Here is a 15,852-nt window from a genome sequence, read left to right as displayed (position 1 = left end):
GGCTCCGGCGCTATGCACGGGGTCCTGCCACCCACCGATGGAGACTTCCATGCACCCAGTTGTAGCGCGCGTGACCGAGCGCATTGTCCAGCGCAGCGCAGACACCCGCGGCGCTTACCTCGCAGGCATCGACGCCATGATCGCCCGCAAGCCTGCACAAGACCGCATGGGCTGTGCCAATCTGGCCCATGCCTATGCCGCACTACCCGGCGCCGACAAGTTCAAGATCACGGTCGAAAAAGCGCCCAACATTGGCGTGGTCACGGCCTACAACGACATGTTGTCGGCCCACCAGCCCTACCAAAGTTACCCCGCCGTTCTGCGGGATGAGGCCGCCCAGCACGGCGCCACGGTGCAGGTGGCAGGCGGCGTGCCTGCCATGTGCGATGGCGTGACGCAGGGCACGCCCGGCATGGAGCTGTCGTTGTTCTCCCGCGATGCCATTGCCATGGCCACTGCGGTAGCGCTGTCCCACGATGTGTTCGATGGCGCGCTGCTGCTGGGCGTGTGCGACAAGATCGTGCCGGGCCTGCTGATTGGCGCGCTGCACTACGGGCACCTGCCCTGCGTGTTTGTGCCCGCAGGCCCCATGGGCACCGGCCTGTCGAACAAGGACAAGTCCAAGGTGCGTGAGCAGTACGCGCAAGGCCTCGTGGGGCGGGATGAATTGCTCAAGGCCGAATCGGCCGCGTACCACAGCCCCGGCACCTGCACGTTCTACGGTACGGCCAACAGCAACCAGATGCTGCTGGAAGCCATGGGCTTGCACGTGCCTGGCGCGGCCTTTGCACCGCCCGGCACTGAAGAGCGCGAAGCCTTCACGCGGCAGGCCGTGCGCACGGTGCTCGACATTGGCAAGCGCGGTGCGCGCTTCACGCCCATCGGGCGCGTGGTGGACGAGCGCTGCATCGTCAATGCCATGGTGGCCTTGCTGGCCACGGGCGGCTCCACCAACCATCTGATCCACTGGGTGGCCATTGCGCGCAGCGCGGGCATCCTGATCGACTGGTCGGACTTTGACGAGCTGTCTTCCGCCGTGCCGCTACTGGCCCGCGTGTACCCCAATGGCGATGCCGACGTGAACCAGTTCCAGGCCGCAGGTGGCCCCGCGTGGATCCTGCGCGAGCTGCTGTCCGGCGGCTTCATGCACCCCGATGTGATGAGCGTGAACACCGGCGGCATTGCCGCAGGCGGGCAGGGCGCCCCGGCGGTGTCGGGCGACGAAACCGTGTTGCGCCCCGTGACCCGGCCGTTCTCGCCCACCGGCGGTCTGCGCCTGCTGCAAGGGCGCCTGGGGCGCGCGGTGATCAAGGTGTCGGCCGTGCCCGAAGACCGCCACATCATCGAAGCGCCTGCGCGCGTGTTCGATTCGCAAGAGGCTTTGCTCGCCGCCTTTGCTGCGGGCGAGGTGCAGCAGGACATGGTGGCCGTGGTGCGCTTTCAGGGCCCGCAAGCCAATGGCATGCCCGAGCTGCACAAGCTCACCCCTCCGCTGGCCGTGCTGCAGAACCAGGGCTTCAAAGTGGCGCTGGTCACCGACGGCCGCATGAGCGGCGCATCGGGCAAGGTGCCCGCCGCCATCCACGTCACGCCCGAGGCACTAGCCGGTGGCCCGCTGGCCAAGGTGCTGGACGGCGACATTGTGCGGGTGGACGCTGTGGCGGGCACGCTCGATGTGCTGGTCGACGAAGCCACCTGGGCCGCCCGCCCCGTGGCGCCGTACACCGTGCCTCCCGCCACCGGCTTTGGCCGGGAACTGTTTACCAACTTTCGCCGCCACGCAGGCGGTGCCGAACAAGGAGCCTGCACATGGTTGTAGCAGGATGCACCCCCTGAGTCGCTGCGCGCCTTCCCCCTCTCTCGCTGCGCGGGAGGGGGACGCACCCGGTGGCCTGGCGAAGCCAGTTCCACGGGTGCACTGGTATGGGCCGCGCCTCTGTCAAACGCCGCGTGCGGCATCCAACATCAAGGAGTATTCCCATGAATCCCATTGACATCGCCAGCCATGGCCCCGTCATCCCCGTCATCGTGATCGACCGCGTGGAAGACGCGCTGCCCTTGGCCGAGGCGCTGCTGGCCGGTGGCGTGAAGGTGCTGGAAGTCACACTGCGCACCGCTGCTGGCCTGCCCGCCATCGAAGCCATTGCGCGCAATTTGCCTGAGGCCGTGGTGGGCGTGGGCACGGTGCTCAACGCCGACGATGCGCGCCGCGCGAGCGAGGCCGGTGCACGTTTTGCGGTGAGCCCGGGTTACACCTCCGAAGTGGGTGGCGCCTGCAAGGGCCTGAATTTGCCGCTTCTTCCCGGGGTGGCCACGTCCAGTGAAATCATGGCCGCGCTGGCCGATGGGTTCTCGTTCCTGAAGCTCTTCCCGGCCGAGGCCGCGGGCGGCATCCCTCTGCTCAAGGCCTGGGCCAGTCCGTTTGGCCAGATCAGCTTTTGCCCCACGGGTGGCATCAGCCTGGCCACTGCGCTCAACTACCTGGCGCTGCCCAATGTGCGCTGCGTGGGCGGTTCGTGGCTGACGCCCGCCGACGCCGTGCGCGCGGGCGACTGGGCGCGCATCACCCAGCTGGCGCGCGAGACGCATGCGCTGCGCAAGGCCGTGTGAGTTTTCCAGGATTTGAGGCGAAATAGGGCTCTAGCGCTTGTCCTGTAAGCGCTGATAGCTATAAGAATAGAAGCATCCGTCGTTCCCTGGTCCGCCTGCAGAGTGAGGTGCAGTCGGTGGGGTGACTCGGCGTGTGGACTTGCTGCCCTGCGCGCCCCTATCATGGCGCAGGGCTTGGCCCTGCCACAACGGCTTTACGTTTCAAAGAGAGGGAGTTCAGTATGGATTTTGTTTCGGCTATCAAAAGCTGCCTGGGGCAGTACGCGGGTTTCTCGGGCCGCGCCGTGCGCTCCGAGTTCTGGTGGTTTTTCCTGTTCCAGGTCATCGTCATGGTGATCGCCAGCTTCCTGGGTGACGTGGTCTCCGGCATCGTCTCCATTGCACTGCTGCTGCCCGCATTCGCCGTGGGCGCGCGCCGACTGCACGACATTGGCCGCTCGGGTTGGTGGCAACTGCTGACGCTGACCGGCATCGGCGTGCTGCTGCTGATCTACTGGTGGGTGCAGCCCAGCGAGGGCTGATCTTTGCGACGCCGCTGCGGGCTCTCTTTGAGTCCGCCCGCGCCAAGCCCGCTGGTCTTACGGTCAGCGGGCTTTTTTGTGGGGGTGTGGCGGGGGCTCCGGGGTACCAGAGAGGTACCGTAACCTTGTGCAGCCCGAATACTGGTCAAAAGTGGCTCTGGCGCTTTCTTGACAAGCGCAAATAGATATAAAAATAGAAGCAATCTCACTGCGATCCGAGCGCAACTTGTTGCTGTTGTACGACATCTTCTGTCTGAAACGCGCACCTGTGTGATTTGATTTTTAGAATGGTAATCATTCTTATTTCTATTCTTGAAAATCATGAAGCTCCAGCATCAGCGGACCGCAGTCTGCATGGGTATTGCGTTGGCTTTTGGAGGCGTCCCCGCCTGGGTCGCGGCCCAGGCCCAGGACGTGGGAGCCACCTTGTCCGAGGTGCGCGTGGACGCGAGCGCCGAGAAAGAATCGGCCACCGCGCCGGTGGTCGGCTACCGTGCCCGCAACGCGGCCACGGCCACCAAGACCGACACGCCCCTGGCCGAAACCCCCCAGTCCGTCACCGTGGTCACGCGCGACCAGATCGTGGACCAGGGCGCGACGACCTTCCAAGAGGCGCTGCTGTATGCCGCCGGGGTGCGCAGCGACGCCTATGGCCTGGACAGCCGCGCCGACAGTGTGCGGGTGCGCGGCAGCTCCCCCGACACGTACCTGGATGGTTTGCGCCAGAACTACAACTGGTACACCAGCACCACCCCCGCCGAACCCTACACGCTCGAGCGCATTGAAGTGCTGCGCGGCCCGTCGGGCATGCTGTTTGGCGCGGGCACGGTGGCGGGCGTGGTCAACATGGTCAGCAAGCGCCCGTTGCAGGAAGCGCAGCGCGAAGTGGGCGTGCAGCTGGGCAGCTGGAGCCGCAAGCAGCTGCAGGCCGACCTGACCGGCCCGCTCACGAAGGACGGCGAATGGTCGTACCGTCTTGTGGCCGTGGCGCGCGATGCGGATACGCAGACGGACTACGTGCAGAACGACCGGAGCCTGATCGCGCCCTCGCTCGCCTGGCGCCCCAATGCCGCCACCTCGCTGGTGCTGCAGGCCCACTGGCAGCAGGACCGCACGGGCACCACGGCGCAGTTCCTGCCCTGGTCGGGCACGCTGTTGCCCAACCCCAATGGCCAGCTGCCCATCAACCGCTTTATCGGCGAGCCGGGCGACTATTACGACAGCGACCGGCAATCCCTCGGCTACCTGTTCGAGCACCGCTTCAACGACGCATGGGCGGTGCGCCAGAACCTGCGCCTGGCACGCAATGAGAACCGCGGTGGCTACCACTATGCCGATTTCTTCACCATCCCGGGTGGCTGGGGCGCAGACCCTGTCAACCAGCGGCTGATTGACCGCGTCTACGGCAAGAACGTCACGCGCACCCGCATGGCAGCGGTGGACACCCATCTGCAGGGCAACCTCACCACCGGCGCCCTCAGCCACCAACTGCTGCTGGGTGTGGACTGGAACCGGCAGACCGAGAACAAGAACGAGGCCGACGATGCGTACAACACGCCCATCGATGCCTACGCCCCGGTGTACGGCAACGTTCTGAACCCGACGCTCATCGCACGGCCTGAGAACGTGCAGCGCCAAAGCGGCCTGTATGTGCAGGACCAGATGAAGTGGGGCAACTGGATCTTCATCGCCGGCCTGCGCCATGACCGCGCCGTGAACAGCCTGGCGGGCCAGTCCGATGACCGCACCAGCGACACCACCAAACGCCTGGGTGTGATGTACCAGTTGGGGGGCGGCTGGACGCCCTACATCAGTTATGCCGAATCCTTCAGCCCCGTGAGCGGCACCAATGCCTCGGGCCAGCGCTTCAAGCCGCTGGAGGGCGAACAGATCGAGGTGGGCGTGAAATATGCCCCCTCAGGCGGCACCACCCAGTTCACGGCGGCGGTGTACGACCTCAAGGAAAAGAACCAGAAGGTGGCCGACCCGACCAACCCCGACAACTCGCTGCAGGTGGGCCAGACCCGCAACAAGGGCCTGGAGCTGGAATACAAGGCGCGCGTGGCCACGGCGTTTGACCTGACCGCCCACTACAACTACACGGACGTCGATCCGCTGCTGGAAAACCTGCCGCGCCACCAGGCGGCCGTGTGGGGCGTGTACCGGTTCTCCATTGGCGGCGTGCGCGGCTTCTCGGCCGGTGCGGGGTACCGCTGGCTGTCGTCGTTCCGCGACGGCACGGGGCCGAAGGTTCCGGCGGCCGGTGTGGTGGATGCGCTGCTGGCCTACGACAGCCAGGACTGGCGCTACGCGCTCAATATCAGCAACCTGGCCGACAAGAAGTACATGAGCACCTGTCTGGCGCGTGGTGACTGCTGGTGGGCGACACGGCGCAATGTGGTGCTGAGCGCGACCTACAGGTTCTGACCGACCCATCGGGGCGATCTGCTGCACCGGCGGCATTCACCCGTGGATGTCGGCCCGGCAAGGAAAAAACCCCGCAGGTTTTGCAACCTGCGGGGTTTCTTTTGGGGCTACCGGGCAGAACCTGGGTTCCACCCGGAGCGGCCGGCCATTACATGCCCATGCCGCCCATGCCGCCCATGCCGCCCATGCCACCCATGTCGGGCATACCGCCGCCAGCACCGGCCTCGTCCTTGGGTGCTTCAGCAACCATGGCTTCGGTCGTCAGCAGCAGCGATGCCACGGAGGCAGCGTTTTGCAGGGCCGTACGGGTGACCTTCGTGGGGTCCAGAATGCCCAGTTCGAGCATATCGCCGTAGGTGTCGTTCGAGGCATTGAAGCCGTAGTTGCCCTTGCCGGCCAACACAGCGTTCACCACCACCGAAGCTTCGCCACCAGCGTTGTTCACGATTTCGCGCAGAGGCGCTTCGATGGCCTTGAGCACCAGCTTGATGCCGGCTTCCTGGTCAGCGTTGTCGCCCTTGACCGAGTCGCCCACAGCTTGCTTGGCACGCAGCAGGGCCACGCCACCACCGGCCACAACGCCTTCTTCCACAGCGGCACGGGTAGCGTGCAGTGCGTCTTCCACGCGGGCCTTCTTTTCCTTCATTTCGACTTCGGTGGCAGCGCCGACCTTGATCACGGCCACACCGCCAGCCAGCTTGGCCACGCGCTCTTGCAGCTTTTCGCGGTCGTAGTCGGACGTGGCTTCTTCGATCTGCACGCGCACTTGCTTGACGCGGGCTTCGATGTCAGCAGCAGCACCGGCGCCGTCGATGATGATGGTGTTTTCCTTGCCCACTTCGATGCGCTTGGCTTGGCCCAGGTCGGCCAGGGTCACCTTTTCGAGCGTCAGGCCCACTTCTTCAGCGATGACCTTGCCGCCCGTCAGGATGGCGATGTCTTCCAGCATGGCCTTGCGACGGTCGCCAAAGCCTGGAGCCTTCACAGCCACAACCTTCAGGATGCCGCGAATCGTGTTGACCACCAGCGTAGCCAGGGCTTCGCCTTCGACTTCTTCGGCAATGATCAGCAGGGGACGGCCAGCCTTGGCAACTTGCTCCAGCGTAGGCAGCAGGTCGCGGATGTTGCTGATCTTCTTGTCGAACAGCAGCACGAAGGGGTTGTCCAGAATCGCGGATTGCTTTTCTGGGTTGTTGATGAAGTAGGGCGACAGGTAGCCGCGGTCAAACTGCATGCCTTCCACGACGTCCAGTTCGCTGTCCAGCGACTTGCCGTCTTCCACGGTGATCACGCCTTCCTTGCCAACCTTGTCCATGGCGTCAGCGATCAGCTTGCCGATGGTTTCGTCGGAGTTGGCGGAGATCGAACCCACTTGGGCGATTTCCTTGGACGTGGTGGTGGGCTTGGAAGCCTTCTTCAGCTCGGCAACCAGGGCCGTCACAGCCTTGTCGATACCGCGCTTCAGGTCCATCGGGTTGATGCCGGCGGCCACGTACTTGAAGCCTTCGCGAACGATGGCTTGTGCCAGCACCGTAGCGGTGGTGGTGCCGTCACCAGCGTTGTCGCTGGTCTTGGAGGCCACTTCCTTCACGAGCTGGGCGCCCATGTTCTGCAGCTTGTCCTTGAGTTCGATTTCCTTGGCCACGGACACACCGTCCTTGGTCACGGTAGGGGCGCCGAACGAGCGCTCCAGCACCACATTGCGACCCTTGGGGCCCAGAGTCACCTTAACCGCGTTGGCCAGGATGTTCACGCCTTCAACCATGCGTGCGCGGGCTTCGCCGCCGAAAACTACGTCTTTTGCTGCCATGTTTGGCTCCTAAATTCTGAAAATCGTTAAACGGATAACGGGTTGTGGGGAAAGAAAGCGTAGCGAGCAGGTGTCAGGCTAGGCGCACGGAGTGCAGCAACCGGAACGTACTTCCTGTACGTGAGGATTGCGAGCACCGCGCAACGACGCCTGGCGCCTGCGCAGTAGCTTTATTTCTCCACAACTGCGAACAGATCGTCTTCCTTCATGACCAGCAGCTCATCGCCGTTGACCTTGACAGTCTGGCCCGAGTACTTGCCGAACAGAACGCGGTCACCGACCTTCACGTTCAGGGCAATCACGTCGCCCTTGTCGTTCTTCTTGCCGGGGCCGACGGCCAGCACTTCACCTTGATCGGGCTTTTCAGCGGCGTTGTCAGGGATCACGATGCCGGAGGCCGTCGTGGTTTCGCTTTCGATACGCTTGACGATCACGCGATCGTGCAGAGGGCGAAGGTTCATTGCAATGCTCCTGTTTTCAGTAAAAAGCTGACGTACTCAGCGCCTGGAGGCCCAGGCGCTACCAAACTTCCGGCAGCCAAGGCGGTGTTAGCACTCGTCTGCGGTGAGTGCTAATGATACGGGCATTTGTGGCGGTTTCAAGATGCCCTACAGATTTCGGAACCTGGTGGGCGGTGCGGTGGCTGCTTGCGCAGGTGCGCTGCAGAGGGGGTTTGCGATCTGGCGGACGATGGGTTCAAAGATATAGTGAGTGGCCCTTGCCTGCATTGATTCATGAGCCCTTGCTGTCAGTCGAGAGGTTCCACATGCTGGTCTGTGGGCCTTCATTCGGCGGGGTTGGGGCGCGTGCTGCGCCCTCCGCCGTTGCATAGATAGGCCAGCTTTTGAGAAGTGCGTAAGAGGTGCGTTGAATGGCGCCCCTCCCGCCATCATCTTGATGTCCATTTCCGTTCTGATCGTGTCTCGAATTCTCTAATCTTCGAATAGATATATTTGTTATGAAATTTTCAGATATCCGCTGTACCGCGGATGGCGATCAGCATGGCGAACTATCCGGCCTTAAGACTCCATTTGCGTTCGTGCATATACCGAAATGCTCCGGGACCGCATTCGAAAACTATATTTTGTCTCAAGGCGTAGGTTTTGAGAAATCTCGGGCTTTTACTGGACTTGACAGAAATGACAAGCCGGAGTCGCTTGAAATGTATTTTCGAAATGAAGGGGCATCGCCATTTGTTTTTGGTCACTTTTACTATAAAGATCTCCTGCGATTCTGCCCGGGCGCGTTTTTGGCAACTTTTGTTCGTGATCCGTTGAAGCGCACTATTTCTCAATATAAATCTTGGCACGACGAGAAAAACTTCCAACCTGATGATCCTCATTATAAGGTTGCAAATACCGTGGAGCGTGATGCGCTTGTCTTTGCGCAGCGGGCCTCCCTGGAGGAGTTTGTGTGTTCAGATAATGCCGTGATTGTGGATGGTGCATTGGGTAATCAGCAAACCATGTATCTTTCTACCTATTCCGGTGATGATCTGGCGCAGCATCTTGAGAGTGCCAAGAAGAATCTGGCAGCTTTGGATTTTTTTGGAATCACTGAGAGTTTTCCAGAGTCGCTGGAACTTTTGCGTTGCATGATTCCAGATCTGAGTGATTATAAAATCGGCCCTGAAATGGAAAACAGATCTCGAATTTCAGTCGATCAAGTGAGTAATCGTGCAAGGGAAATAATTGCCGGGCAGGTTGAATACGACCAAAAATTGTATGAATACGCGTGCCAACTCTTCAAGGAGCGTCTTCAGGAGTGGCGTGCTAGCCCGCGGTCAACCTATTCAGTGAAGGGGTTTGGCCGAAGGGCCGAGGACGCCCAGGAATATGCGCCCGACGGCCAGCCATCCGGGGGTAAAAATGAAGCCACGCAACTAGAGATTTCAGCGTTGAAATCCGAAAACGAGAGAATTGAGACTGAAAACAGGATGTTGCGTTCTCAATTGGAGCAACTGGAAGTAGCGCACTTGCGGGCGTCAGAACTGAATCAAAATGCCGTGAGGGTAGCGCAGGAGAGCGCCGCAGAGGTTGACGCGGAGAATGGTCTGCTTCGCACTCAGTTGGCCCATCTCAGTGCAAGTCACATGCAGCTTCAGCAGGTTTACCGGGATATTGTGGGATCGCGATCGTGGCGCGTGATGCAAACACTACAGTCTGTGTTAAAGCCATTCCTGAAAAAGTAGGCTACTAAGTAAGCTGAATTTGAATGCGCGAATTTTCTGAATGCATTAAAACTATATTTATAATATATTGGTATTAAAAATGCTGTTTACATGGTGTGCATTTTTGCGCTTCTGAGAGTCTGGCGTCTTGGCGCGAGCGTAGCTGGGTTGGGCTTTGGATGGTCCTGGGGCCGGGAAGGGGTGGGAGGCGCAGGCGCACTCAGACTGGGTGTGGTGGACGCCACTGATAAGTGGCTTGCAGATGTTGCGGGATGGGCGTTGTTCCGTGAACATGGGAATTGCCTTTTTGCCTGATTTGGACCGCATCTCAGGAGCGCCTGGCTAGTGAAGATGCTCTTGCTGTTCTTACGCATTTGCGCTAGATTTTTGAGCTGCAGTCTTTGGGGTGCAAATCCTCACGTGTTGGGGGGGAGCGACCATGGGTGTGCTAAATTAATTTGGTGATCGTTTATCACTATGAAAAATAAAACAATGTTCGATAAATTGAGTTGGCGATTCACCAAATCTCTGGCAGTTGCTGCGTTTGCCTTCTATTTGGTGGGGGCTCATGCCCAGCAGATTATGGAGCTTACGCCGGGAGAGGCGCCGTCTGAAAAACTAGCGCTTACGGCCATGAGTATCAAGCCTGGCGAAGCCCTTCATATTCAAAATCTCAAAATTAATGATGAACTTCCTTCGGTTGTTAATCTCATATTGCGTCGCTCGGAAGTAATAAACGGGGATACACAGTTCATTGTTGTTGATGAAAAGGGTTCTAGGGCATTTCCGCTTGCTGCTAGTGCTCATTTCGTGGGAGTACTCGAGGGCAATTCTGATAGCTACGCCTTCGTCACGGTGAACCCTAGTGGCGAGATCAGGACGATCATTCACCGAGGAAAAGAAACCGTTGTTAATGAATTATTGCCTGCAAGGGGCGGCGGCTCAGGGGGCGCTGTTTCGCGCCTTGTCGATCATCAAAAGGACTTTGTCAACAGAGAATTCTCTTGCGGAGTAAGCCCGGAATTTCTTCAATCCGATCCTGGGCAGCGGAAGCTCGGCATTGAAAATCTACTGAAAACCGGTAGAGAGAATTCACAAAAAATTCTGGGTGAAGAGAAAGCAGGAAGCCCACGGCGTGCTGACATAATTATTGATAGCGACTACGAGTTCTATCAAAATTTTGGCTCTGAGTCGGCTGCGTTCACATACGTCACGGACCTGCTTACTTATGTCGGCAGTAGGTACCAGGCCGAAGTGGCTACCCGCTTCAATCTGAAGCAAATTGTGATCAGAACGACATCGGCTGACCCGTGGACCCAGACCGCCACAAGTGCAATGCTCGATGAGTTGCGGACTTTTTGGAACGCAGGGGCCAATGCATCTATTTCCCGGCACCATGTTCACTTGCTAAGTGGTAAAAATTCTGGAGGTGGCATTGCCTATGTAGGTAGCCTGTCCAACCAAGCGATCGCTTACGGGGTAAGTGCAAATATCGAAGGAAATTTCAACCCGTCAAATCCGCAAGTCATTTGGGATTCGGTTGTAGTTGCCCATGAAATCGGGCATGCGTTTGGTAGCTCCCATACGCATGATTACGATAATCCCTATATTGCACCAACTCCCAATACCGGTGGCGCGATTGATTGCTGCTATTCGGGCAACTCCACTGGGCAGTGTGGAATCGCCCTCGGGGGGGCAGGTCGTTTTGGCTTTTTACCGGGCCTGTCGTCAACTACGGGCGGTGGAGCCGGCCAGGGCAATGGGACCATCATGAGCTACTGCCATTTGCTCAGTGGCGGGATGAGCAATATCGCATGGACGTTTGGAACCAATCACGCCTATGGAGTGAATGCTGGTCGGGTTCCCACTGTGATGTCAGATCAAGCGCAGACAAAGCTGCCCCTGGATACTTCGGGCACCTTTGACCTGAGTGTGAGCAAAACGGGGACGGGCACGGTAACCAGCTCCCCAGCGGGTATTAATTGTGGCGTGGACTGCAACGAAAGCTACGCAGCGGGCACTGTAGTCACGCTGTCTGCAGTCGTGGGAACTGGGTACACCTTCTCTGGGTGGGGTGGCGATTGTTCAGGAACTGGGTCTTGCACCGTAACCATGAGTGCGGCAAGGAATGTGACCGCCACGTTCATTCCAACTCCCCAAGGCGTACTTTCCGTAGCCAAGATCGGCACGGGGACGGGCACAGTAAGCCGTACAGGGGGATTGCTCAATTGCGGTAGCACCTGTAGCGAATCACTGACCCCAGGCACCATCGCGACGCTGACTGCAAGCCCCTCGGCCGGAAGTGCCTTTGTTGGATGGAGCGGAGGTGCTTGTAGTGGGACGGGCGCTTGCTCATTCACGGTCAATGCCAATACCACCGTGACCGCGAACTTCAAGTCAAACAACGCAGGGGGCCCTGCCACAACGCCTCTTCTGGAGACAAATCTGACAGGGGCTGCAGGCTCTGTTCTCTACCGCACTGTAACGATTCCAGCAGGTGCCAAAAACCTGATTGTCCAGATAAGTGGCGGAATTGGGGATGTGGATCTCTTCGTCAAGTTCGGGCAGGTGCCAACGACAATTGAATACGATTGCAGGCCCTATTTGCCAGGAAACGAGGAGAGCTGTACGTTCCCAACACCGGCTGCGGGTACGTACCATGTGATGCTGCGCGGGTATAGTCAATATAGTGGAGTTACATTGGCGGCGTCATATCACAAAAAACCAATTAATCTTGCTCCGATACTGCAACTTCTTTTGGACTGAGGGATTTATATGAAAATAGTTAAAAAAGCTTCGTTCGCCGCTTGTGCCATACTTCTTGCATTTAATGTTCAGGCAGGAACGTCTTCTGGCAAAGTCACTACGATGATTATTAATGCCAGTAATTTTCTTTTCTTTACTGCTGGTACCAAGACGGGATCTCCTACTTGTGGAAACAACAATCAGTGGGCTATCAATCTAGCTACTGCGCAAGGGAAGACGATATACGCGTTGTTGCTTTCTGCGCAAGCACAAGAGAAGACCGTATCTGTTTTTGGTAATAACACCTGCAACAATTGGGGTGATCGTGAAGATGTTCTTTATGCCATTTCAGAGTGAATATCTGTTTGGTTGAAGGAGCGCCGTGACGGGAGTTGGGGGCAGGCCACGCTACAGCGAGACCCGTGCGCAATCCCCCTTGCTGGCGCTTTGCGCGAAGATTCAATAGTGGCACGCTCAGTTGCAAGAGACGCGTCTGCGAACCTCGGCGTGTGCCTCCCCCTTGAGGGTGGGCTTCAATGGTTGTTCAGCCCTGACTTAGCAGTTGGCACAGATCAGCAGGGCCACAGCGCGGTTTTCGTACGGGCAGGTCGTGTGCTTTACAGCCGAGTCGAGCGCTGTGCGATTGCCGGGGCCCCACGGGTCTGAAAAACAATGCAGAGCGGCACACTTTTTGGTGGCCGATATCCCGTCGCAACGAGGTCTTGTGGATTGATCCGCTCGGTCATAGCGGACAGCCGAACCTTCAGACTGGGGGAAGGAAACCCGATGTAACCTTGGCTGGCGCGTATAGGGGCAAAGATACAATGCGTTAAAGAAGTGCCGGACCGCTAGACCGGTGTCAAGTCTTCTTCTACGCGTGCGGCGCAGAGTCTGCCGCCATGGCTCCCCCAATTTTGAACGGGTCAGTTTCCAAGCGGTTAGGGCCGCAGCGAACACTGAAGCGCTCCTTTTTTGTCCCTTTTCATGAAGCACACACTGGTTCCTGTCGTCTTGTGTGGAGGTTCCGGCACCCGGCTGTGGCCTTTGTCGCGTGAAACCTATCCGAAACAGTTTCTGGCTTTTAACGGTGAGTTCACCTTGCTCCAGGACACCGTGTTGCGTCTGCACGGACTGCCAGAATGCGTTTCGCTGACACCGCCAGTGCTCGTATGCAACGTCGAGCACCGTTTTCTCGCCGCTAGTCAGCTGACTGCCGCCAAAATAGACAGCGCAAGCATCGTCCTGGAGCCCTCTGGGCGGAACACGGCCCCTGCCCTTACCCTCGCAGCCCTGCAAGCTTGTCGTGATGGAGGCGACCCGATACTGCTGGCCATGCCTGCGGATCATGTGTTCACTGATCGGCCCGCCTTGCACGCTGCAATCCTTCGAGCTTTGGGGATAGCTGCGCAAGGTGCAATGGTCACGTTTGGCATCGTGGCGGACAGGCCCGAGACGGGTTATGGATACATTCAGCGGGGCGCGGAGTATGAGCCCGGGACTTACCGTGTCGCCAATTTTGCGGAGAAGCCTGATGGTGATACCGCCCAAAGGTACATCGACTCAGGAGAGTATCTGTGGAACAGCGGGCTCTTCATGGTGCGTGCAAGTGTCTGGCTGAAAGCGTTGGGCGCTTGCAATCCGGAGATCCTCCAGGCGTGCACCCGTGCGATGGCGGAGGCGAAGTGCGATCTGGATTTTGTACGGCCTGACGTGAGCGCCTTCTCGGCCTGCCCGTCGGATTCCATTGACTACGCCGTCATGGAGCGTCTGCCGAAACGCCCAGACCTGGATATTCCTGCGTGTGTCGTACCGCTGCAGGCCGGGTGGTCTGACCTTGGCGCCTGGGATGCCTTGTGGGAAGTCCTGGGCCACGACGCCAATGGCAATGCCGTAGTCGGCGACGCAGTGTTAACCGATTCGACTGGGTCACTTGTAATGACGAGCAGCCGTCTGGTTGCAGGCGTTGGCTTGAAGAATATCGTGGTGATTGAAACTCCCGACGCCGTACTTGTTGCCGACAAGTCACAGACGCAGAGCGTCAAACATGTCGTGGCTCACCTCAAAGCGCACAAACGCGCTTTGGCGAACACCCACCGCAAAGTACATCGGCCTTGGGGCTGGTACGACAGTATCGATAGCGGTGAGCGGTTCCAAGTCAAACGCATCGTGGTCAATCCAGGTGCAAGCCTCAGCCTGCAAATGCACCACCACCGCGCCGAACACTGGGTGGTTGTTAAGGGGACGGCTCAGGTCACCAATGGGGATAAGGTCTTTCTCTTGGGTGAGAACGAATCGACTTATATCCCAGTGGGTCACGTCCACCGACTTTCTAATCCCGGAAAAGTACCGCTTGAGATTATTGAGGTCCAATCAGGAAGTTATTTGGGGGAGGATGATATCGTGAGATTTGACGATACTTACGGGCGGATGTGCTCCTAATCTAAGAAATCTACATTCAGGAGAGTGAATTGAAAAAGAAAATAGCACTTATTACTGGCATTACAGGGCAGGATGGAGCGTATTTGGCCGAGTTGTTGCTCAGCAAAGGCTACTCTGTTCATGGTATTCGCCGGCGTGCATCGTTGTTCAATACGGATCGTATTGATCATCTGTATCACGACCCCCATAGCGAAGGGCTGGATTTAACGCTCCATTATGGTGATCTCACAGACTCCTCCAGTCTTATCCGTATTGTCCAACAGGTTCAACCAGACGAGATTTATAATCTCGCGGCCCAAAGCCATGTCGCCGTGTCGTTTGAAGAGCCCGAATACACCGCCAATTCGGATGCCTTGGGTACGTTGCGCATACTAGAAGCCATACGTATTGCCGGTTTGGAAAAGAAGTCCCGCTTTTATCAAGCATCTACCTCTGAGCTTTATGGCTTGGTGCAGGAGGTTCCCCAAAAGGAAACCACCCCGTTTTACCCTCGATCTCCTTATGCGGTTGCAAAGATGTACGCCTATTGGATCACGGTGAACTACCGTGAAGCATACGGAATGTACGCTTGCAACGGCATCTTGTTCAATCACGAATCTCCCTTGAGGGGTGAAACTTTCGTAACACGCAAGATCACGCGCGCACTTGCGAGAATCAAACTTGGATTACAGGAATGCCTGTACCTCGGGAATATGAACGCTCTGCGCGACTGGGGTCACGCGCGCGACTATGTAGAGATGCAATGGCTAATGCTGCAGCAGGAAACAGCGGAAGATTTTGTAATTGCGACCGGAGAGCAGCACTCAGTTCGCGAATTTGTGGATCTTGCAGCGAAAGAGATCGATATCCATATCCAGTGGCAGGGGCAGGGTGTGGAGGAAAAAGGCTACGACACGGCAACGGGTAAATGTATTGTGGCGGTCGATCCCAGGTATTTCCGTCCCTCAGAGGTTGAAACACTGCTTGGCGATCCAACCAAGGCCAAGCAGAAATTGGGCTGGGTACCGACTACCACTTTCGCCGAGCTGGTTTCAGAAATGATGCGGGAAGACCTTAAGGAGGCACAACGCGACGAGCTGGTCAAACAGAATGGTTTTAAATACTTCAACCATCACGAATGATCGGCCAGG

Annotated in this window: 11 protein-coding genes; 9 read left to right on the top strand and 2 right to left on the bottom strand. The window is 58.2% G+C overall.

What is annotated here, in order from left to right; translation table 11 throughout:
• Window positions 1-49 precede the first annotated feature (49 nt).
• The 4 genes from edd (at window position 50) to ACQ4MJ_RS16635 (ending at window position 5,558) form a co-directional block, all read left to right on the top strand.
• Window positions 50-1,819 (top strand): phosphogluconate dehydratase, encoded by a 1,770-nt coding sequence (gene edd, locus ACQ4MJ_RS16650; protein WP_431151921.1) that lies wholly within the window; start codon window positions 50-52, stop codon window positions 1,817-1,819.
• Window positions 1,820-1,980: 161 nt separating this feature from the next.
• Window positions 1,981-2,610: a bifunctional 4-hydroxy-2-oxoglutarate aldolase/2-dehydro-3-deoxy-phosphogluconate aldolase gene (gene eda, locus ACQ4MJ_RS16645; protein WP_431151922.1), complete on the top strand. Its 630-nt coding sequence runs from the start codon at window positions 1,981-1,983 to the stop codon at window positions 2,608-2,610.
• Between the two features lie 221 nt (window positions 2,611-2,831).
• A complete protein-coding gene (locus ACQ4MJ_RS16640) occupies window positions 2,832-3,131 on the top strand; it encodes a DUF805 domain-containing protein (RefSeq protein ID WP_121507494.1) in 300 nt (99 codons plus the stop codon).
• Window positions 3,132-3,452: 321 nt separating this feature from the next.
• Window positions 3,453-5,558 (top strand): TonB-dependent siderophore receptor, encoded by a 2,106-nt coding sequence (locus ACQ4MJ_RS16635; protein WP_431151923.1) that lies wholly within the window; start codon window positions 3,453-3,455, stop codon window positions 5,556-5,558.
• 148 nt (window positions 5,559-5,706) lie between these two features.
• Here ACQ4MJ_RS16635 and groL read toward each other — a convergent pair whose 3' ends face one another.
• The gene (gene groL, locus ACQ4MJ_RS16630; protein WP_431151924.1) at window positions 5,707-7,368 is read right to left on the bottom strand and encodes a chaperonin GroEL; all 1,662 of its coding nucleotides are present in this window, start codon (window positions 7,366-7,368) and stop codon (window positions 5,707-5,709) included.
• A gap of 170 nt (window positions 7,369-7,538) precedes the next feature.
• On the bottom strand, window positions 7,539-7,829 hold the full coding sequence (locus tag ACQ4MJ_RS16625; protein WP_055395161.1) for a co-chaperone GroES: 291 nt from the start codon (window positions 7,827-7,829) through the stop codon (window positions 7,539-7,541).
• A gap of 497 nt (window positions 7,830-8,326) precedes the next feature.
• On the opposite strand from ACQ4MJ_RS16625, the gene ACQ4MJ_RS16620 reads away from it, so the two are divergent.
• The 5 genes from ACQ4MJ_RS16620 to gmd all read left to right on the top strand — a co-directional run bounded on the left by ACQ4MJ_RS16620 (window position 8,327) and on the right by gmd (window position 15,843).
• A complete protein-coding gene (locus ACQ4MJ_RS16620) occupies window positions 8,327-9,559 on the top strand; it encodes a hypothetical protein (RefSeq protein WP_431151925.1) in 1,233 nt (410 codons plus the stop codon).
• Window positions 9,560-10,015: 456 nt separating this feature from the next.
• A complete protein-coding gene (locus ACQ4MJ_RS16615; protein ID WP_431151926.1) occupies window positions 10,016-12,304 on the top strand; it encodes a M12 family metallo-peptidase in 2,289 nt (762 codons plus the stop codon).
• A gap of 9 nt (window positions 12,305-12,313) precedes the next feature.
• Window positions 12,314-12,640 carry a hypothetical protein gene (locus ACQ4MJ_RS16610; protein ID WP_431151927.1) on the top strand — a complete coding sequence of 109 codons (327 nt, stop codon included), beginning with the start codon at window positions 12,314-12,316 and terminating at the stop codon, window positions 12,638-12,640.
• A gap of 627 nt (window positions 12,641-13,267) precedes the next feature.
• Window positions 13,268-14,722 (top strand): mannose-1-phosphate guanylyltransferase/mannose-6-phosphate isomerase, encoded by a 1,455-nt coding sequence (locus ACQ4MJ_RS16605; protein WP_121507490.1) that lies wholly within the window; start codon window positions 13,268-13,270, stop codon window positions 14,720-14,722.
• Between the two features lie 29 nt (window positions 14,723-14,751).
• On the top strand, window positions 14,752-15,843 hold the full coding sequence (gene gmd, locus ACQ4MJ_RS16600) for a GDP-mannose 4,6-dehydratase (protein WP_121507489.1): 1,092 nt from the start codon (window positions 14,752-14,754) through the stop codon (window positions 15,841-15,843).
• Window positions 15,844-15,852: the final 9 nt, after the last annotated feature.

It is taken from the genome of Acidovorax facilis, from assembly GCF_050626955.1.
GTDB classification, from domain to species: Bacteria; Pseudomonadota; Gammaproteobacteria; order Burkholderiales; family Burkholderiaceae_C; genus Acidovorax; species Acidovorax facilis.
Note: the sequence above shows the minus strand (reverse complement) of the source record. Positions and strands in the feature narration are given on the sequence as shown.